The 18,960-nt window shown below is 64.1% G+C and carries 19 protein-coding genes and 1 tRNA gene; 9 read left to right on the top strand and 11 right to left on the bottom strand.

Annotated elements, in window-relative coordinates; genetic code table 11:
• Positions 1 to 8: 8 nt before the first annotated feature.
• The 7 genes from AC07UX_RS00215 to AC07UX_RS00185 form a co-directional block, all read right to left on the bottom strand.
• On the bottom strand, positions 9 to 1,397 hold the full coding sequence (locus AC07UX_RS00215) for a sensor histidine kinase (protein WP_495190038.1): 1,389 nt from the start codon (positions 1,395 to 1,397) through the stop codon (positions 9 to 11).
• Entirely contained in the window at positions 1,394 to 2,113 is a 720-nt protein-coding gene (locus AC07UX_RS00210; protein ID WP_120251830.1) for a response regulator, read from the bottom strand. The genes AC07UX_RS00215 and AC07UX_RS00210 overlap by 4 nt, the downstream gene beginning before the upstream one ends.
• Before the next feature lie 119 nt (positions 2,114 to 2,232).
• A complete protein-coding gene (locus AC07UX_RS00205; RefSeq protein WP_495190037.1) occupies positions 2,233 to 2,934 on the bottom strand; it encodes an EF-hand domain-containing protein in 702 nt (233 codons plus the stop codon).
• A gap of 243 nt (positions 2,935 to 3,177) precedes the next feature.
• On the bottom strand, positions 3,178 to 3,831 hold the full coding sequence (locus tag AC07UX_RS00200) for a methyl-accepting chemotaxis protein (protein ID WP_495190036.1): 654 nt from the start codon (positions 3,829 to 3,831) through the stop codon (positions 3,178 to 3,180).
• 76 nt (positions 3,832 to 3,907) lie between these two features.
• The gene (locus tag AC07UX_RS00195; protein ID WP_261936230.1) at positions 3,908 to 5,125 is read right to left on the bottom strand and encodes an argininosuccinate synthase; all 1,218 of its coding nucleotides are present in this window, start codon (positions 5,123 to 5,125) and stop codon (positions 3,908 to 3,910) included.
• Positions 5,126 to 5,268: 143 nt separating this feature from the next.
• Positions 5,269 to 6,273, bottom strand: a complete 1,005-nt coding sequence (locus AC07UX_RS00190) for a hypothetical protein (RefSeq protein ID WP_495190035.1) — start codon at positions 6,271 to 6,273, stop codon at positions 5,269 to 5,271.
• A gap of 179 nt (positions 6,274 to 6,452) precedes the next feature.
• Positions 6,453 to 6,641 carry a DUF4169 family protein gene (locus AC07UX_RS00185; protein ID WP_495190034.1) on the bottom strand — a complete coding sequence of 63 codons (189 nt, stop codon included), beginning with the start codon at positions 6,639 to 6,641 and terminating at the stop codon, positions 6,453 to 6,455.
• 142 nt (positions 6,642 to 6,783) lie between these two features.
• On the opposite strand from AC07UX_RS00185, the gene AC07UX_RS00180 reads away from it, so the two are divergent.
• Positions 6,784 to 7,782: a LacI family DNA-binding transcriptional regulator gene (locus tag AC07UX_RS00180; RefSeq protein ID WP_495190033.1), complete on the top strand. Its 999-nt coding sequence runs from the start codon at positions 6,784 to 6,786 to the stop codon at positions 7,780 to 7,782.
• A 3-nt stretch (positions 7,783 to 7,785) separates the two neighbouring features.
• On the opposite strand, the gene AC07UX_RS00175 is transcribed toward AC07UX_RS00180, so the two are convergent.
• Positions 7,786 to 7,859 (bottom strand) — tRNA-Gly (locus AC07UX_RS00175).
• Between the two features lie 110 nt (positions 7,860 to 7,969).
• On the opposite strand from AC07UX_RS00175, the gene AC07UX_RS00170 reads away from it, so the two are divergent.
• The 4 genes from AC07UX_RS00170 to AC07UX_RS00155 all read left to right on the top strand — a co-directional run bounded on the left by AC07UX_RS00170 (position 7,970) and on the right by AC07UX_RS00155 (position 13,616).
• Complete coding sequence (locus AC07UX_RS00170) at positions 7,970 to 8,944, top strand: LysR substrate-binding domain-containing protein (RefSeq protein WP_495190032.1); 975 nt, start codon at positions 7,970 to 7,972, stop codon at positions 8,942 to 8,944.
• A 116-nt stretch (positions 8,945 to 9,060) separates the two neighbouring features.
• Entirely contained in the window at positions 9,061 to 11,232 is a 2,172-nt protein-coding gene (locus AC07UX_RS00165; protein WP_495190031.1) for a TonB-dependent receptor domain-containing protein, read from the top strand.
• Positions 11,233 to 11,440: 208 nt separating this feature from the next.
• Positions 11,441 to 12,556, top strand: a complete 1,116-nt coding sequence (locus AC07UX_RS00160; protein WP_495190030.1) for a DUF47 family protein — start codon at positions 11,441 to 11,443, stop codon at positions 12,554 to 12,556.
• Positions 12,557 to 12,617: 61 nt separating this feature from the next.
• The gene (locus tag AC07UX_RS00155; protein ID WP_495190029.1) at positions 12,618 to 13,616 is read left to right on the top strand and encodes an inorganic phosphate transporter; all 999 of its coding nucleotides are present in this window, start codon (positions 12,618 to 12,620) and stop codon (positions 13,614 to 13,616) included.
• Positions 13,617 to 13,691: 75 nt separating this feature from the next.
• On the opposite strand, the gene AC07UX_RS00150 is transcribed toward AC07UX_RS00155, so the two are convergent.
• Positions 13,692 to 13,868, bottom strand: a complete 177-nt coding sequence (locus AC07UX_RS00150; RefSeq protein ID WP_495190028.1) for a hypothetical protein — start codon at positions 13,866 to 13,868, stop codon at positions 13,692 to 13,694.
• Between the two features lie 141 nt (positions 13,869 to 14,009).
• Here AC07UX_RS00150 and AC07UX_RS00145 point away from each other — a divergent pair, with 141 nt between their 5' ends.
• Positions 14,010 to 15,413 (top strand): helix-turn-helix domain-containing protein, encoded by a 1,404-nt coding sequence (locus tag AC07UX_RS00145; RefSeq protein ID WP_495190027.1) that lies wholly within the window; start codon positions 14,010 to 14,012, stop codon positions 15,411 to 15,413.
• A gap of 81 nt (positions 15,414 to 15,494) precedes the next feature.
• Here the strand turns inward: AC07UX_RS00145 and AC07UX_RS00140 are convergent, their stop codons facing one another.
• The gene (locus AC07UX_RS00140) at positions 15,495 to 16,391 is read right to left on the bottom strand and encodes a LysR family transcriptional regulator (RefSeq protein ID WP_495190026.1); all 897 of its coding nucleotides are present in this window, start codon (positions 16,389 to 16,391) and stop codon (positions 15,495 to 15,497) included.
• A 223-nt stretch (positions 16,392 to 16,614) separates the two neighbouring features.
• Between AC07UX_RS00140 and AC07UX_RS00135 the strand changes: the two genes are divergently transcribed.
• Positions 16,615 to 16,851 (top strand): hypothetical protein, encoded by a 237-nt coding sequence (locus tag AC07UX_RS00135; RefSeq protein WP_495190025.1) that lies wholly within the window; start codon positions 16,615 to 16,617, stop codon positions 16,849 to 16,851.
• A gap of 12 nt (positions 16,852 to 16,863) precedes the next feature.
• The gene (locus AC07UX_RS00130; protein WP_495190024.1) at positions 16,864 to 17,751 is read left to right on the top strand and encodes a bestrophin family protein; all 888 of its coding nucleotides are present in this window, start codon (positions 16,864 to 16,866) and stop codon (positions 17,749 to 17,751) included.
• Between the two features lie 56 nt (positions 17,752 to 17,807).
• Here the strand turns inward: AC07UX_RS00130 and AC07UX_RS00125 are convergent, their stop codons facing one another.
• Positions 17,808 to 18,284 carry an SspB family protein gene (locus tag AC07UX_RS00125; protein WP_495190023.1) on the bottom strand — a complete coding sequence of 159 codons (477 nt, stop codon included), beginning with the start codon at positions 18,282 to 18,284 and terminating at the stop codon, positions 17,808 to 17,810.
• Between the two features lie 85 nt (positions 18,285 to 18,369).
• On the opposite strand from AC07UX_RS00125, the gene hisB reads away from it, so the two are divergent.
• Positions 18,370 to 18,957 carry an imidazoleglycerol-phosphate dehydratase HisB gene (gene hisB / locus AC07UX_RS00120; protein ID WP_311269202.1) on the top strand — a complete coding sequence of 196 codons (588 nt, stop codon included), beginning with the start codon at positions 18,370 to 18,372 and terminating at the stop codon, positions 18,955 to 18,957.
• The last annotated feature ends 3 nt before the right edge of the window (positions 18,958 to 18,960 follow it).

Below are 18,960 nucleotides of genomic sequence, written 5' to 3'. Positions count from 1 at the left end.
GCGGGGCCTCAGGCCGGCAGCACCAGACTTGCTTCCAGACCGCCTTCGGGACGATTTTCCAGACGCAGTTCGCCCTGATGTTCGGCCATGATCGCGCGGACGAGGGCCAATCCCAGTCCCGCGCCGCCGGTTGCGCGGTTGCGCGATCCTTCCAGCCGGGTGAAGGGTTCCAGCATTTCGGCCATGCGGTCCTGGGCGATGCCAGGCCCCTCGTCAGCGACGGCGATGCGGATAGTGCCAGCCTCATGCAGCACCTTCACATGGGCTCGGTCGCCATAGACGATGGCATTTTCGATGAGGTTGCGCACCGCGCGGCGGATCTGCTGCGGGCGGACGAAGGCGACCGCCCGGTCGCTGTCGGCCATCTCCACGGGCGATCCCAATTCGATGAAATCCTCCACCACCGCGTCGGCCAGCGCGGCCAGATCGACCTTCTGCGCGGCCTCCGTACTGCGGCCCGCGCGCGCGAGGGAGAGAATATCCTCCAGCATGCGGTTCATCTCGTCGATCGTTTCGGACATGCGGGCGCGCTCGCCCTCATCCTCCACGGATTCGGTTCGGACCCGTAACGATGCCAGTGGCGTGCGCAGATCATGGCCGATCGCGCCGAGCATCCGGTCCTTTTCGTCCAGCATGGCGATGATCCGCGACCGCATGGCGTTGAAGGCCATGGTCAGGTCGCGCACGTCGCCGGGGCCACGCTCGTCCACTGCATCGGCAAGGCCGGTGCGCGCGAATTGCTGGGCAGAACCGGTGAGTTGCTTGAGCGGGCGGGCGAGACGGCTGCCAATCCAAAGCAACGGCAGCAGAACGATGACGTAGAGGATCAGCGTCTGGCCGATCAGCCAGCCGCCAAAGCGGGCCGGGCGATTGCCGATGCGTGCTTCGGTCGTCACCCATTTGCCCGGTTCATATTCGACCGCGAGGCTAAGGCGGCCGACGCGACGGTCGCGCATGGCTTCTCCGGTGGCGCGGCTGCGTATCTGTTCCCAGCGGCGCATGGGCATGACACGACTGTCCTCGGCCGCGGCCACGGACTGGACGGTCAGGCCGATATCGTCGAACATCGCCTCCGCGCGCGCCTGAACGTCCGGCCGGGCCTTGCCCTCCAGCACGGGGCGGGTCGTGGAAAATTCGACATTGCGCCGGTCGGGGCGGTCGCGATCCTCATCGCGCCGGTCCGGGTGAGGCGGGTGGGCCGGGCGCCGATCCGGCCGCGTATCCAGCGCGTTGATCACGCGATAGACGACCGGTGCTGTCTGGCTGGTGAGGTCGACACGGTTGCGTTCGCGCAGCAGCAGGCCGAAATTGATCGCCTGCGCCACGAACAGCGCGATAGCGACCAGAATGATGATCTGGCCGACCAGGCTTTGCGGCCACAGACGAAGCCGCTTCACAGTTTGCGGACCTCCGCCGAGAGGGTGTAGCCCCCGCCCCATACGGTCTTGATGAGGGTCGGATTTTTGGGGTCGGGTTCGATCTTCTTGCGCAGGCGGCTGATCTGGTTGTCGATCGCCCGGTCGAAGGCATTGGCCTCCCGGCCCTGGGTGATGTCGAGCAACTGGTCGCGGCTCAGCACACTATTGGGGCGCGTGGCGAAGGCCAGCATCAGATTATATTCGGCGGTAGAGAGCGGAAGCGACACGCCCTCGCTGTCCACCAGCGTGCGTTCCTGCGTCTTGAGCAGCCAGCCGGCAAAACTGTAATTGGCGCCATCAGGCGCGGTGACGCGCTGACCACCGGTGGCGACGCGGCGAAAGATCACCTTGATCCGGGCGACCAGTTCGCGCGGCGAGAAGGGCTTGAGCACATAATCGTCGGCGCCCATTTCCAGGCCGACGATGCGGTCCGTCTCTTCGGTGCGGGCAGTCAGCAGGATCACGGGGATCTCGCTCGTCTCACGGATATGGCGGCACAGCGACAGGCCGTCCTCCCCCGGCATCATGATGTCGAGGATGACCAGGTCGATGGCGTTGGCGTTGAGCCGCACACGCGCTTCGGACGCGCTTTCCACGGCGGTGACGCGAAAACCGTTGCGCGACAGATATTGCGCCAGCGGTTCGCGGATCGAGCGCTCGTCATCGACGAGCAGGAGATGGGGTCGTTCGCTCATCTGGCCTGTCTGTCATGGCTGGAGAAAGGTTGGAAGGGCGAAGGCAGCGGAAAAGCCTTCGCCCTTCCCAGGTGTCGGCACGGCGCCAGGGGAGGAACGCCGTGCCGGATAGCGCTGCGTCAGTCGGCCGGCGGGGGCGGCGGGGCGTCATGGCCCGGCCCCGGTTGACCTGGACCACGGTGCCCCATGGGACCGCGCATCTGCGGGCGGGCTGCCTTCAGTTCCTCGGCGGTGACGAAGCCGTCCTTGTTCGCGTCCGCCTTGTCGAACATGGCAAGCGGGCCGGCCATGAATTCCGCCTTGGTGACGGTGCCGTCCTTGTTCGCGTCGCCGAAGCCGGGGCCGCCCGGACCACCGTGCATCATCATGCCGCCACGACCGTGGCCGCGATGGCCGCGCTTGCCCCAGCTGCGCCCGTCGCGCTCACCGGGCTTGCCGGCTTGCTCACGGCGGTCCTCCCGCTTGTCGGCGCGCGCCTGATGACCGGCGGTAAATTCGGCCTTGCTGATCTGGCCATTTTTGTCGGTGTCGAGCGCGGCGAAGCGTTCGTCGGTACGCTGCTGGCGGCGCATGTCGCGGTCCTTCTGCGTCAGCTGGCCGTCGCGATCGACGTCCATTTTCGCGAAACGGGCTTCGAGCGCGGCGGTCAGTTCCGCCTTGCTGATCTTGCCGTCCTTGTTGCTGTCGGCCATGGCCATCAGGCCACCGCGCGGGCCGGGACCACCATCGGCACCAGGTTGGGCGTAAACCACATGGGTCGCCGCAAGGCCGCCGACGAACAGCGATCCAACCGCGACCGTGGTGAAGAATGTGCGAAGCATCTGCGTCTTCCTTCTTAAAGGGTCTTGATGAACGGCGGTTCGCCGTCCTTGAAACCGTTTATGAGGGGCAGTTGTCCCGAAGATATGTCAGGTCAGCGGACAAAATGTCGCAATTTGTATCCTGCGTCAGGATTTTCGACCTAGAGCAGTTTCCGATCCGATTGCATCGGCCCGGCTGCTCTAAGTCTTTAATTTGCCGCGTTTTCCGCGTCAGCAGGTGATTCCACCTGCTTGGAAAACGCTCTAGCCAGCGATGATGGCGCGGGCACGGCCGGTCGCGGCCTGGGTATCGACCGCGAGTTTCTTCACTTCCGAAGCAACGACGGAGAAGCCCCGCCCGGCATCGCCCGCTCGGGCGGCTTCGATCGAGGCGTTGAGGGCGAGCAGATTGGTCTGGCGCGCGATGCCGTCAATCGCATCGACGATGCCGCTCACCTCTCCCAGCACATGTTCGACGACGGTGCGGCGGTCGCTTTCCTGTTGGCGCATCCGCTGTTCCGCCTCTTCGCGCGCGGCGATGGCGCGGTGTTCGGCGCTGATATCGTTGGCGAATTTGATGACGCCGGTCTGGACGCCATCCGGGCCGATAATGGGATTGTAGCTGCCACGGATCCAGACTTTCTGGCCGCGCGCGTCCAGTCGGCAATAGGCCCCCGTGTCGAAATGACCGGACAGAAGATGCTGCCAGAAAAGCGCATAGTCGCGCGACCGGGCAAAGTCGGGGTCGCAGAAGATGCTGTGATGCCGCCCCTCTACCTGATCGAAGCGGTAGCCGAACAGCGCGAGAAAATTATCGTTGGCACCCGTGACCCGGCAATCGCGATCGAAGGTGATGATCGCCGTCGAGCGATCCATCGCGCGAAAGATCGTGGCAGCTTCCAGTTCAAGCCCGTGCACAGCATAACTCCATGATGGAGCCTATGCTGTGCAAAGGTTAATCTGTCGATAACCCGAAAGGGAAATCGCGCCGGGATCAGCGGTCGCGGCGGCCCAGCAATCGCAGGCGCAGCGCGTTCAGTTTGATGAAGCCCGCAGCGTCGCGCTGGTCGTAGGCGCCCGCATCATCCTCGAACGTCACGACCTTTTCGCTGTAGAGCGAATAAGGCGACTTGCGGCCCACGACATAGACGCCGCCCTTGTAGAGCTTCAGGCGAACGGTGCCCGTCACCTTCTCCTGGCTGTAGTCGATCGCCGCCTGAAGCATTTCGCGCTCCGGCGAGAACCAGAAGCCGTTATAGATGAGCTCGGCATATTTGGGGGCGAGTTCGTCCTTCAGATGCGCGGCGCCACGGTCGAGCGTCAGTTGCTCGATACCGCGATGGGCGAGGTGATAGATGGTGCCGCCCGGCGTTTCATACATGCCGCGCGACTTCATGCCCACGAAGCGGTTCTCGACCAGATCGAGGCGACCGATGCCATGCTTGCGGCCATAGTCGTTGAGCGTTTCGAGCAGGGTCGCAGGCGACATGCCGACGCCGTTGATCGCGACGCCATCGCCACGCTCGAAATCGATGGTGATATATTCGGGCGCGTCGGGCGCATCCTCCGGATTGACCGTGCGCGAATAGACATAGTCCGGGGTTTCTTCCCACGGGTCTTCCAGAACCTTACCTTCCGAAGACGTATGCAGCATGTTCGCGTCGGTCGAGAAGGGGCTTTCGCCACGCTTGTCGCGCGGGATCGGAATCTGGTGCTTTTCGGCGAATTCGATCAGCTTGGTGCGGCTGGTCAGATCCCATTCGCGCCAGGGGGCGATCACCTTGATGTCGGGGGCGAGGCCATAATAGCCCAGTTCGAAGCGGACCTGATCGTTGCCCTTGCCGGTCGCGCCATGCGACACGGCGTCGGCGCCCAGCTGCTTGGCGATTTCGATCTGGCGCTTGGCGATCAGCGGCCGGGCGATCGAGGTGCCAAGCAGGTAGAGACCTTCATAGAGCGCGTTCGAGCGCATCATCGGGAAGACATAATCCTTCACGAATTCTTCGCGCAGGTCGTCGATGAAAATATGCTCTTCCTTGACGCCCATCAGGCGGGCCTTGGCGCGGGCCGGCTCCAGCTCTTCGCCCTGGCCGAGATCGGCGGTGAAGGTGACGACTTCGCATTGATAAGTCTGTTGCAGCCATTTCAGGATCACGCTGGTGTCGAGACCACCGGAAAAGGCAAGGACGATGCGGTTGATCTTGTCGGACATGGGCTGGCGATTCTTCCGTTAAAAAGGCGCGATAATGACCGGCGCGCCGGTAACAGCCGCTCGCCAAAAGCGCAACATGGGCCGCATAGGAAAAGGGACGGACAACCGATGGGTCGTCCGTCCCTTTTCAGCTGGGTCATGCCTTACTTGGCGGGACGCGGACGCAGGAAGCCCGACGACGCCTGCTGGCTGCCGAAGCGATAGACGGTCTGGCTGCGATCAGCGGCCGTAACCGGCGTAGGTTCCGCGTGGATCGTTTGCGGCGCAGGCGCGGTGACCGAAGCGGCTTCACGCTGGGCAATCAGATATTGGGCGCGACGCAGACGCTTGGCGCGGGTGCGGAAGGGGTTTTCCGCACTGGGGGCTTGCGCGACCATCGCTTCCAGCGTGGCATCTTCGGCAAGGCGCGGGCTCGCCATGGCGGGGCGCGGCGCGACCGGCGTTGCCATGGCTGGCATCGGGGCCATGGGGGTCATCGCGGGCTCCCGCGTGGGTTCATAGGTCGGCGCAATCGCGTCTTCCTCATCCGGGCGACGACGGCGGACCAGCGCCGCACCGCCCAGACCCAGAACGAGCAGCGCGCCGCCACCCAGCGCCCACAGCAGCGCCTGATCGGTGCGCGCGGTGGCCGGTCCAGCCGGCGCAACGGCCGGGGTCGGATTGGCTTGTGTTGCCTCTTCCTGCGCCATAGGCGTTACTGGCGTCGCCGCCGGAATTGGCTCAGATGTAGTGGCGGGCGTGACCGAGGCGGGCGCTGCCGGTGCGGCTGCCGTCTGACGTTCGACGGCGCGTACCGGGGCACGGGCCGGCGCAGCAGATTGCGCGGTGCGGGGCGCTGTGGCGGGGGCCGCAGCCTTTTCTGCCTCCACAGCGGCGGTCGCGGCGGCGATGCGTTCATCGATCGGCGGGGTAGCCTGAACCACCGGCTGGCCAGGCGTGAATTCCGGTTCCGCAGCAGGCGTGGTCGGCGCAGCGGGCGCAGTCATGGCCGGCGCCGCGGCAGGCGCAGCGTCCGGCACCATGAGTGGCGCGGCCGGCGAGGCGGCGGGCACGTCGACGGTCTGGGCCAGCAACGGGGTGGCAGTCAAAGCCAGAACAGCGGCAATCGCGGCCCTGGCGGGGCGGATGGTGCGAATATTTCCAGTCATAGCAGAAGATCAACGACCGACCACGAGATTCAACACAACACCCCCGTCGTAATCGCGACGAATTGTTACGGTTAAGCGTCGGAATGAGCGATATGAACAAATGTTCATTTTAGTATGAACGGAATATTTACAGAACAACGCACTTAATGACTTTATGCGCGTTCAATATAGCGTTGTATTTATTTACCCTCATCTCTATCGAGCCTGGCACCATCCAGTACATTGGCGCGCCGCTGTGCTTCCGCGCTGTCCGCCTGCCGCTGGGCCTTGGTCCGGCCGAAGCGTGCGCGGTTTTCCTCTGCGGTCTTCGCCTTGTCCACGCGCGCCTTGGCCTTGCGCGCCTGGCGGAGGTTGACGATGTTGGTCATGACTGGTCCTTCGTCGCGTACCGCGCTTGGCCGCCCCCTGGCCGCCGCAACCCAAGCATAAACTTCGGCCCTGCCTCTTGCCAACCGCCATCGGCTGTCGCCATGGTCGGTTTTCCCCGTTCCATCCTTTGGCCAAGGCCCCATGACCAGCATCCACGACGTCGCAGCCCTCGCCAAAGTATCGATCAAGACGGTATCGCGCGTCGTCAACAAGGCGCCCAATGTCAGCCCGGAACTCCAGGCGCGGGTGGACGCCGCCATCGCACAGCTGGGCTATCGCCCCAACCAGTCGGCGCGGCGTCTGGCCGGCGGCAAGTCGTTCATGATCGCCTTCCTCTACAACAACCCCGCCCCTGGCTATGTCAGCCGTATCCAGATCGGCGCGGCCTGGCGCTGCCGGGAACTGGGCTATCATCTGGTGGTGGAGCCGATCTCGATCGGTGGCGAGGAACGGTATGAGGTGTTGGAACGGCTGGTCGGGGCGCTGCGGCCGGACGGCGTGCTGCTGGTGCCGCCCCTGTCGGACGATGAGGGGCTGCTGGCGCGACTGGCGGAGATGAAGTTGCCCTGCGCCCGGATCGCGGGGTCGGTGACGGCGGCGAGCTTTACCATTCACACGCCCGAGCGTGCGGCCGGGCGCATGGTCGCCGACCATCTGATTGCGCTCGGCCATCGGCGCATCGGCATCATCACTCCGCCCCCAACCCACCGCGCGGCACTACGCCGGGTCGAAGGGTTTCGCGACGGGCTGGCGGCGGCGGGCATCGCCGTGGACGAAAATCTGTTCGTCGAGGGGCGGTTCGATTTCGCGTCGGGCATCGAGGCGGGCGAGGCGTTGCTGGCCCTGCCCCGGCCGCCCAGCGCGGTCTTTGCCACCAACGACGAAATGGCGCTGGGCGTGCTGACACTGGCCCATCGCATCGGGCTGCGCGTTCCGGAGGATTTGTCAGTGACCGGTTTCGACGACACGACGGCCAGCCTGACATCCTGGCCACCCCTGACTACCGTACGCCAGCCGCTGGAGGATATGGGCCGATCCGTCGTCGACGCGCTGGCCAAGGGACCGACCGACGCACCGGAATTTCTGTTCACGCTGGTCGAGCGGGGCAGTTCGGGACCGCCGGCGGGGGATGTAGGGTAAGGCTGGAGCGGGTAGCGGGGATCGAACCCGCATCACAAGCTTGGAAGGCTAGTGCTCTACCATTGAGCTATACCCGCCCGGCAGGAGAGCGCCCTGCCATTATCGGATAGCGCTCGTCAACCATGATTGCGCCATAAAGCGAAGATCGCCCCTTAACCCCCTACATCATTTGTTCTACATCCCGGGCATGAACAGTCCTTCCCTGCGCCAGCTGGATATATTCGCGCAGATGGTGGCGGTGGGGAGCGTGATGCGTTGCGCCGCCGATCTGGATGTGAGTGTCGAGCAGATATTGCAGGATCTGGCATCACTGGAGATGCGACTGGGCTATCGCTTGTTCGACAATCTGGATGGCATGGCGCGGCTGACGCCGGCAGGGCGCAAGACCGCGCAGGCTATGACGCTGCTGACGCAGGATGCGCCCGCGCCGGTGGACGAAGTACCGCTTGCGCCTGAACCCGCGCCCAAGGCTGCGGCCGCCCAACCCAGCGCGCCGGTTTTCGTCCCGCTCGTCTCTCCAGCGCCGGCCATTGTCGCCGGGCCGCCGCGACAGGTCATTACGCTGGCCGCGCCGGCACCGGTGTTCGGCCAGCTACAGGACGGCCTGACCGCGTTCGAGGCAGCGAATGAGGATATCGCGATCACGCTGGACCTGCATGTCCACACGGCAGAGGATGCGGCGAGCATACTGGCCAACGGGCGGGCGGACATCGCGTATTTCTACGCGCTGGAGGAGCCGGCCGGCTTCGGTTCGCGTTATGGCTGGTCTGAACAGCTGAACCTCTATGCCGGCAGCCATCATGCGCTGGCGCGGTCGGAGAGCGTCAGCCGCGACGATCTGGCGCTAACGCCGATGCTGGCACTGGAGACGCGCAGCGGCATGCGCGACGTCATCGAGGCAGCGCTGGCCAAGGGGCGGTTCCACAACATGATGCCGCTGCTGGAAAGCGACAATATGTTCGAGATCATCGCCGCATTGCGGGAAGGCGCCGGCTGCTTCGCGGCGTTCGGTCCGCTGGCGCGCGACATCGGGCGGATGAACGGCGTGCAGCGACTGGCGCTCGACATGCCCCTGCCCTCGATCGAGATTCGCCAGGCCATCGCGCCGCGATCGACCGACAAGCCGGCGGTCGAAGCGCTGGCGGAATTTCTATTCCTCTGAAACATGACGAAGATTTAATGCCGCGTCGCAACGAAATGCGGCGAACCGACCTTGATATGATGTATCATCCTAGATACAGGATCACATCAGACTAAAAATCAAAAGGGTTGAGATTCATGTCCCGCTTTCCGTTGCTGCGCGCTGGCTGCGCCCTGTCCGCGCTGTGCCTTGCCGTTCCCGCCCTGGCCGACGATGCCACGCCCGACGCCGCCGATGCGTCTGCCAATGGCGCCTATCATGACCAGCAGAAGGCCGACATCGTCGTCACCGCCCTGATCCCGCGGCGGCAGGGCGACATTCTTTCGGGCACATCGGTCCTGACCGGCGACAAGCTGACCCGCGACCTGCGCCCCAGCATCGGCGAGACGCTGGCGCGCCAGCCCGGCGTATCGTCCACCAGCTTTGGCCCCAACGCTTCGCGCCCGATCCTGCGCGGCTTCCAGGGTGAGCGCGTGCGCATCCTGACCGACGGCATCGGCAGCTTCGACGTATCCAACACATCGGTCGACCATGCAGTCGCGATCAACCCGCTGACCGCCGACCGGATCGAAGTGCTGCGCGGCCCGGCGGCCCTGCTCTACGGATCGTCGGCGATCGGCGGCGTGGTCAATGTGATCGACAGCCGCATTCCGCGCCGCGTGCCGGACGAGCCGATCCATGTCGATGGCATCGCCACTTATGGCAGCGCCGCCAACGAGCGCACGCTGAGCGGCGAGGTCGAAGCCCCGATCGCACAGAATTTCGTCGTCCATGTCGATGGCAGCTGGACCAAGACCGACGATCTGCGCACGGGCGGCTATATATTGTCCAAGCCGATGCGGGCGTTGGCCGCCCAGTCGGACGATGCTGAAATTCGCGAGGACGGCCAGTGGAAGGGCAAGCTGCCCAACACCGCCGCCGAAACATGGGAAGTGGCCGGCGGCTTTGCCTATGTCGGCACCGGTGGCAATCTGGGCGTGTCGGTGTCGCACAGCGAAAATCGCTACGGCGTGCCGTCGCGGATCGACGTGACGGAGGATCACGACCATGAAGGCGAGGATCACGACCATGACGAGCCGGGCCATACGCATGAGGATGTGACGCTGTCGATGAAGCAGACCCGCGCCGACCTGCGCGGCGAAGTGTCGACCGGCGGCGGCTTCCTCGATTCCATCCGCCTGCGCGCAGGCTGGGCGCAATATCAGCATGAGGAGATCGAGCCGACCGGCGAAGTCGGCACGACCTTCAAGAACCAGTCGATGGAAAGCCGGCTGGAATTCGTCCAGGCAAGGCATGGCGGCTGGGACGGCGCGTTCGGCGCGCAATTCTTCACCCGGCGGTTCGAGGCGATCGGCGAGGAGAAATTCCTGCCGCGCAACGAAACGAACCAGTTGGGCCTGTTTACGCTGCAATCGCTGGATCTGGGGGATACGCGGATCGAGGCTGGCGGCCGGTTCGAGCATAGCGAACTGGCAGCGGTGGCGGACGCAGACCTGTTCACCGCAGGCGGACGGCGCAATTTCAACGCCCTGTCCGGGTCGCTGGGCATCAGCCAGGCGATCATACCCGGCTGGCGCGTGGGATTGAACCTGTCGCGCAGTGAACGCGCACCATCGGCCGAGGAGCTGTTCGCCCGTGGCAATCATGCCGGCACGCAGGCGTTCGAACTGGGCAATGCCGATTTCAGCAAGGAAAAGAGCTGGGGCGTCGAAGGCACGCTGCGCGGCAAGGGCGAGGGTTATAGCGTCTCCTTCTCCGCCTATCACAACTGGTTCGACGGCTATATCTATGATTCGATCGTGGACGACAGTGTGTGCCAGGCGGCCAATGGCGGGGCCGAGCTGGAATTTCCCTGCTATGCCTATAATCAGGCCGATGCCCGCTATTACGGCTTCGAGGCGGAGGGCAATGTGAAGCTGGCGCAGTTGGGCGGCTATGCGATCAATCTGGATGGCGTGGCCGACTATGTTCGCGCGACCATCAAGGGCAGCGGCCCGGCGCCGCGCATTCCCCCGCTGCGTCTGCTGGGCGGGATCGAGGCGCAGGGCGATCGCATCACCGCGCGGGCGGAAGTGGAACATGTGTTCGAGCAGAACCGGATCGCCGAAACGGAAACGCCGACCGACGGCTTCACGCTCGTCAACGCATCGCTTTCCTTCAAGCCGTTCCAGGGCAATGACCGCACGACGCTGATGCTGTCGGCGAACAATATCTTCGACGTGGAGGCCCGCCGCCACGCCAGCGTATTGAAGGATTTCGCCCCGCTCGCCGGTCGCGACATCCGTGTGACGGCCCGCTTCTCGCTGTAATTTTCCGAAACGCGCGAAAGAGCGCGCTTCGGAACGGCACTAGCCCACGCCCCCACCCGGCCACCCAACGGCAGTATCATATGGGTGGCCGGGTGGGGACGTGGGCTGGTGCCGCAATCTGCCGCGCAGCGGCCAACACATGTGCTGGCGCCGTTCCGTCCCCATAGTGGAATCTTGCGCTTTGTGACAATTTCGTTACAAGCGGTCCATGCGCCAGATCGCCGCCCTTCCCTATACGACCGACGCGAACGGCGCGATGCAGATCCTGCTGATCACATCGCGCGAGACGCGGCGATGGGTGATTCCCAAGGGGAACAGGATCAAGGGCATGGCCGGCCATCGCGCCGCCGAACTGGAAGCCTATGAAGAAGCGGGCATCCATGGCATTGCCTGCCCCGCCCCGCTTGGCCGCTACCGCTATGACAAGCGCAAGCGCAACGGCAACTCCCGTGAGGCGACGGTCGAGGTTTTTCCGCTTGCGGTCACCGGCCACCTGACGCAATGGCCCGAACAGGGTCAAAGGGAGCTGCGCTGGTTCCCGGTAGCCGACGCTGCAAGGGCGGTGGACGAACCGGATTTGCAGTCGATCATCGCGGCCTTCCGCGAGCCGCCCGCTAATCCCGGCTGGTTCTTCAGGCTGTTGCTGGCGATCCGCGAAAAGCAAAGTGAAAGGACTGGAATGCTGCGCTGGTTTCATGCGTTGATGCCCAAGCAGGGGCGCTTCTTCGAACAGTTCGAGGATCACGCCGCCACTTTGGTCGTCGGCGCCGATGCGCTGGCCAAGCTGCTCAAGGGCGGCCCGGACATGGCCGAGCATATCAAGGAAATATCCGACCGCGAGCATGAGGCGGACGACATCATCCGCGACGTGTTGCAGGATGTGCGCCGTATCTTCGTCACCCCGTTCGACCGCAGCGCCATCACCGGCCTGATCGGCGTCATGGACGACGCGATCGACCAGATGAACCAGACGGCCAAGGCAATCGCGCTGTACGAAGTCAAGGATTTCGCGCCGCAGATGCAGGATATGAGCGCGCTGATCGTGGAATGTGCGCGCATCACCGCCGAGGCGATGCCGCTGCTGCGGTCCTTGAACCCGAACGCGACCCGGCTGCACGACCTGACCGAGCGGCTGGTCAAGCTGGAGGGGCATGCGGACATATTGCACGAAGCCGGGCTGAAGGCCCTGTACGAGCAGGCGCGGGCCGGCAATCCGATGGACTTCATCGTCGGCAACGAGATTTACAGCCATCTGGAAAAGGTCACCGACCGGTTCGAGGATGTCGCCAACGAGATTTCCGGCCTGGTCATCGACCACGCCTGACGCTTCGCCTTCCCACATGCCCCGTTCGTTTCGAGCCATGCAGGACAGAGTCTAACTCGCCATGGACCCCATCGCCCTACCCCTGCTGATCGCGCTGATCGGTGTCGCCTTGCTGTTCGATTTCCTGAACGGCCTGCACGATGCCGCTAATTCGATCGCGACCATCGTATCGACCCGCGTGCTGAAACCGCAATATGCGGTCGCCTGGGCCGCCTTCTTCAACTTCATCGCCTTCCTCTTCTTCGGCCTGCATGTGGCCGAAACGGTGGGCAAGGGCATTGTCGACGCCAGCATCATCGACCCACAGGTGATCTTCGGCGCGCTGATGGGCGCGATTGCCTGGAACCTCATCACATGGGGGCTGGGGATTCCGTCTTCCTCCAGCCATGCGCTGATCGGCGGATTGCTGGGCGCGGGCACGGCCAAGGCGGGGCTGGGCGCCGTCGTGTGGAGCGGCGTGTTCAAGACCAGCGCGGCGATCGTCATTTCGCCCGCCGTCGGCCTGTTTCTGGCGCTGATGCTGGTGCTGATCATCAGCTGGATCTTCCGCCGGTTCACGCCGCAGGGCGCGGACAGGGTGTTCCGCAAGCTGCAACTCGTTTCCGCCTCGCTCTATTCACTCGGCCATGGCGGGAATGACGCGCAGAAGACGATGGGGATCATCGCCGTGCTGCTCTATTCGCAAGGCATGTTGACCGGCGGTTTCCATGTCCCGCTGTGGGTGGTGCTGAGCTGCCAGGCGGCGATGGGTCTGGGCACATTGCTGGGTGGCTGGAAAATCGTCCACACGATGGGGTCGAAGATCACCCGGCTGACCCCGGCGCAGGGTTTCTGCGCGGAAACCGGTGGCGCCATCACTCTGTTCATGGCGACTCATCTCGGCGTGCCGGTATCGACCACCCATACCATTACCGGCGCGATCGTCGGCGTGGGCGCATCGCGGCGACTGTCGGCGGTGCGATGGAACGTGGCGTCGAGCATCATCGTCGCCTGGGTCGTCACCCTGCCCGCCTCGGCCGCGATCGGCGCGCTTTTCTACGGGCTGACGCGACTGTTCTGAAGTTAGCTTGTCCTGAATATCACAAAGGGCGCGGGAATGATCCCGCGCCCTTTGTGTCACGCTATCGCTGACCTCTCAGGCCACGCGGCCAAGGCGGTGGTAGAGATTTGCATATTTGATCGATTCCGGCTGGTCCTGCACTTCTGTCAGATAATGCGCGATGGCGGTGCGAATCAGGCCGAAATCCTGCTGGGAAAAAACGGCGCGCGAACGGCTCGGCTCGCGGGTGCGGTCGATCGTGTCGGTGGTCATATCTTTGTCCTTCGCGGCTGGCGCCCGTTCGGGCTGATGAACAACGAGATAGACAGGTCATGCGCAGGCGGTAAGGCCGATGAGTGGCCGCAAGTCATAATCAAACTTGGTCATTTTGTCGTTCTATGACATTATGACTTTATGGCAGAACTCACCGACCGCAAACTCTATCTGGGGCCAAAGCTGCGCGTGTTGCGCCGCGAACTGGGCCTGAACCAGACGCAGATGGCCGAGGAACTGGGCGTATCGCCCAGCTATCTCAACCATCTGGAGCGTAACCAGCGGCCGTTGACGGCGCAGATGCTGTTGCGGCTGGCCAATACCTATGACATCGACATTCGCGATTTCACCGCGCAGGCGCAGGAGGGCGGCCCCGGCGAACTGAGCGAAATCCTGTCCGATGCGCTGGTCCGCGACATCGGCATCGCGCGCGACGAAATATTGGAGGTGGCGGAAAATTATCCCGGCGTCAGCGAGGCGATCGCCCGTTTCTATCGCGCGCTGAGCGATTTGCGCCGGTTGCCAGGTGAGGCGGTAGACCGCAGCGGCCCCGCGCCGTTGGTCGCGCCGGTCGATTGGCTGCGCGAGACGATATCGCGGGCGGGCAATCATTTCGCGGAAATCGATGCCGGGGCGGAGGCGGTCGCCGCCGACCTGCCGGACGATCCCGCCTTGTTTCAAGCCGCGTTGCGTGCCCGGCTGAAGGACCGGCACGGCATGAGCGTGCAGGTGGTACGCGGCGACGTGCTGGCCGGGACGCTACGCCATTATGACATGCACCGGCGACGGCTGCTGCTGAGCGAGCGACTGCCCGCGTCCGGGCGGCTGTTCGCCATCGCCTACCATCTATGCGCGCAGGAACTGGCCGATGCGATCGCGGCGCAGATCGCCCGCGCCGCGCCGCCGGACGAGGACAGCCGCCGGCTCGCGGTGATGGCGCTGACCAACTATGCCGCTGCGGCGCTCATCATGCCCTATGACCGGTTCCGGCAGGCGGCGGAGCAGAGCCGGCACGACCTGCCGCTGCTGCGCGACCGGTTCGGCGTATCGGCCGAGCAACTGGCGCATCGGCTGACCAGCCTCAACCGCACCGGTGCGCGCGGCATCCCCTTTTTCATGGCGCGGATCGACCGGGCGGGGATCGTCTCCAAGCGCTTCGATGGCGAGGCCTGGCCGTTCGCGCGCTTCGGCGGCACCTGCCCGCGCTGGGATGCGCATGGCGCGCAGGATAGCGACCGGGTGACGTCACAGCTGATCGAGACTCTGGACGGGAAGCGGTTCCTGACGCTGGCGATCGGCTTGCCGCAGGGTGCTGCGCGCGGGAAAGCCGTGATCGCACTGGGGTGCGAGGCGAAGCATGGCGGGAGGATCGCCCATGCCGACGGGATCGAGCTGGACAAGGGCGACGCCACCGCAGTCGGGCCGACCTGCCATTTGTGCGAGCGGCGCGACTGTCCCGACCGGGCGTTGCCGCCCGTCACGCGCGCATTGGACCTGCACAGCTATGAACGCACGATCGCACCCTTCCCGTTTCGGCGGGTTTAGGAGGAGCGCGACTTCAAGCGCTTCTCGACTTCGCTCGAAGCGAACGGCGGACGGGAAGTTCGCCGGGTTGAGGCCCGCGGTTCAGGCGGCCTTGGCCACCCAATCGCGCTTGAGGTGGCGGGCGAGGAAGTCGAGGCAGGAGCGAACCTTGGCCATTTCCCCCTGTCCCGGCACATAGAGCGCCACGATGGAGGAGGCTGGCAGGGCGAGGTCGGGCAGCAATTGCTGGAGCCGACCCGTGTCCAGATCGTCCGCCACTTCCCAGAGCGACTTGATGACGATCCCGGCGCCGTCCAGCGCCCAGGCGCGCGCCATTTCGCCATCATTGGTGCTGAGCGTCACGCGCGGGCCGTTGCCGCTGCCAACGACCGAGCGCCAGATGTCCTGCTGCGCTTCGCCCACGACGATATTGTCGTGGAGCGCGAGCTCGGCGATGCTGTTCGGCCGGCCGCGACGGGCGAGATAGTCCGGCGAAGCGCAAAGAAGGCGTGGATTGTCGGTCAGCCGCTTCATCGTCAGCATGCTGTCGGGGGGCGGATCGAAGCAGATGGCAATGTCGTGCCCCGTCTCGACGATGTTGGTCGCCTGTTCGGCGGTTTCGAGATGGATGGCGACATCGGGATGCAGCGTCGCATATTCGCGGAATAAAGGCGCAAGACGCATGCGCGCAGCGTTGATGGTCGTCACCACCCGCAGCAGGCCGGTCGCTTCGGTCGCGCGGCGCATGACGTCGGTTTCGACGTCGTCGATGGCGCTCAAGGCCCGGCCCGCCTTGTCATAAAGCAGCGAACCTTCTTCCGTCAGCGACAGGTGACGGCTGTTGCGACGGATCAGCATGACGCCCAGCCGTGCCTCCAGCTGAGACAGGCGGCGACTGGTCGCCGCCAGCGACAGGCCGAGGCGACGCGCCGCTTCGGACAGAGTGCCCGATTCGGCAATCTTCACGAAAGATTCGATTTCGGCAAAGCGGTCGGGCATTCGACCAAGCTAGGCACTCGATGCTGCAACGCAATAGATCGGCCGTTGCGATACGGTATGGTTTTGTTGCTGCGTCTCTCCCGATCGACGTTTTTGTAAGCTTTTCTTGCCGGATTTCACGCAACGCAATCTTGCCTTGCGTGTGGCGCATGGCGTTGACGGCGGCTTTTGCGCCGCATCATTTTCGTGGGGAAGCCCCCAATTTCACCACGGAGTTTTGCCCATGCCGATGCTGAGCGCCCGTCGCGCCAAGGTCGATCCGCCGATCGCCTGGAACGATATCGAAGCCCTGCCCATCTATGCCGCGATGCTGCTGTGCCTGATCTGCCTGGGCCTGGCGCTGATGGATTCGACGCCCAGCCTGCATGCCACCATGCTGAAGGTCGTGGGCATCTTCGGCGGGCTGGCCTTGCGCCATGCCTGGTTGAAGCTGGACGATGAGGGCGGCGACGCCTTTTAAGAGATAATCCCTATGATCGTCGGACGGTCCCCCCGTATCCGCCAGAGCTTCCAGAAGGCATGGAGCGCATTGATCGCCCTGTTCTTCTGGGATCTGGCCGTCACCATTTTCTACTATATCTCGCCCTTCACGGCGCCGGCATTGCCGCTGACCATATTCGGCACCGCGCTGGCGCTGGTGCTGGGCTTCCGGGTCAACAGCGCTTATTCCCGCTGGTGGGAAGGCCGCATATTATGGGGTGCGATGGTCAATGTGTCGCGCAGCTTCGCCCGCGCGGTGCTCGCCTACCTGCCCGATACGCCCGATGCGCGCGCCATGGGCGTGACGCTGGTGAAGCGCCACATCGCCTATGTCCATGCGCTGCGTTGCCAGTTGCGGCGGGAAGACCCGGCACCCGACATGCAGCGCATATTGGGTGACGACGGGGCATTGCCCGAACTGGAGCGGCGCAACCCCGCCAATGGCGTGCTGGACGGATCCGACCGGCGGTTGATGGAAGCGGTGCGGCATGGCTGGATCGACACCATCCAGCAGACGCGCATTGAAGGCATGCTGGTCGACATGTCCAACGCGCAAGGCGGCATGGAGCGGATCAAGAACACGCCGCTGCCCGCGCAATATCGCGCCTTCCCCAAATATTTCACGCGGCTGTTCTGCATATTGCTGCCGGTGGGGCTGGTCGAGACGCTGGGCATGGCGACGCCGGTCGGGTCGGCGGTGGCGGGATTCATGTTCCTGGCGGTCTTGCAGATTGGCGACGATCTGGTCGATCCGTTCGGCAACGATGTCCACGACCTGCCGCTGACCAGCATCACCACCACGATCGAGGGCGACCTCAATCAGGCGATCGGCCTGCCGGCGCCGCCGCCCTTGCAACCGGTCGATGGGGTGCTCTGGTAAGGGCGACAATGTAAGGGAAAAAAGAAAAGCGCGGTCCGAAGGGAGCGCGCTTTTTCTTATTTCTTCTTGCCGAAGTCCACGGTGACGACATTGGAGCCGTCTTCGCTCGTCACCTGCGGGCCGTCATTTTCGGCCTCTTCATGCGGTTCGGGCAACTCGTCCGCCGCGACCTGGAATTGAAGGGCGAAATTGACCGCCGGATCGACGAAGGCGGTGATAGCGGAGAAGGGAATGGTCAGCTGCGCCGCGACCTGGTTGAAGGTCAGGCTGACCTGGAACAGGTCGCTCTGTACCTTCAAATCCCAATATTTATTCTGGAGGACGATGGTCATTTCGTCCGGGAAGCGTTCCACCAGATGCTTGGGGATATCGACGCCCGGCGCGCTCGTCTTGAACGTGATGTAGAAATGGTGCGCGCCCGGCAAGCCGCCGGACTGCTGTACTTCGCCCAGCACGCGGCCGACGACTGCACGCAGGGCCTCCTGCACGATTTCGTCATAGGGAATCAGGCTATCGGGCAGGTCTTCACTCATGCGCCAATGTCCTAACGGCACGAAACCGACGGTCAACCCCGTCCTGACAGATTGCATGAATGGCGACAGGCGCTATAGGGCGGCCATGCGCACGGCCGAGATTCACCGCAACACGGCGGAAACCCAGATCGACGTCACCGTCAACCTCGACGGGACTGGCCTCTATACGGTGTCGACCGGCATCGGCTTTTTCGATCATATGATCGAACAGCTGTCGCGCCATTCGCTGATCGACATGACCGTCAAGACGGTCGGCGACCTGCATGTCGACCAGCATCACACGACCGAGGATACCGCGATCGCCATCGGCGAAGCGGTGGCCAAGGCGCTGGCCGACAAGCGCGGCATCAGCCGCTATGGCAGCGTCTATTCGCCGATGGACGAGACGCTGAGCCGCGTGGCGCTCGATATTTCGGGCCGCCCCTGGCTGGTGTGCAAACTGCCCTTCACCGTCACCAAGATCGGCGAATGGGACACGGAGATGGTGGAGCATTTCTTCCACAGCTTCGCGCAGGCGGCCGGCATCACGCTGCATATCGAACTGCTCTATGGCAGCAACAACCATCATATCGTCGAAAGCGCGTTCAAGGGCCTAGCCCGCGCACTGCGGCAGGCGGTGGAGATCGACCCGCGCAAGGCGGACGCGATCCCGTCGACCAAGGGCATCCTGTAAATC

The organism is Sphingobium sp. GW821-FHT02B05 (genome assembly GCF_059421905.1).
This window is presented reverse-complemented; position numbering and strand designations above follow the sequence as displayed.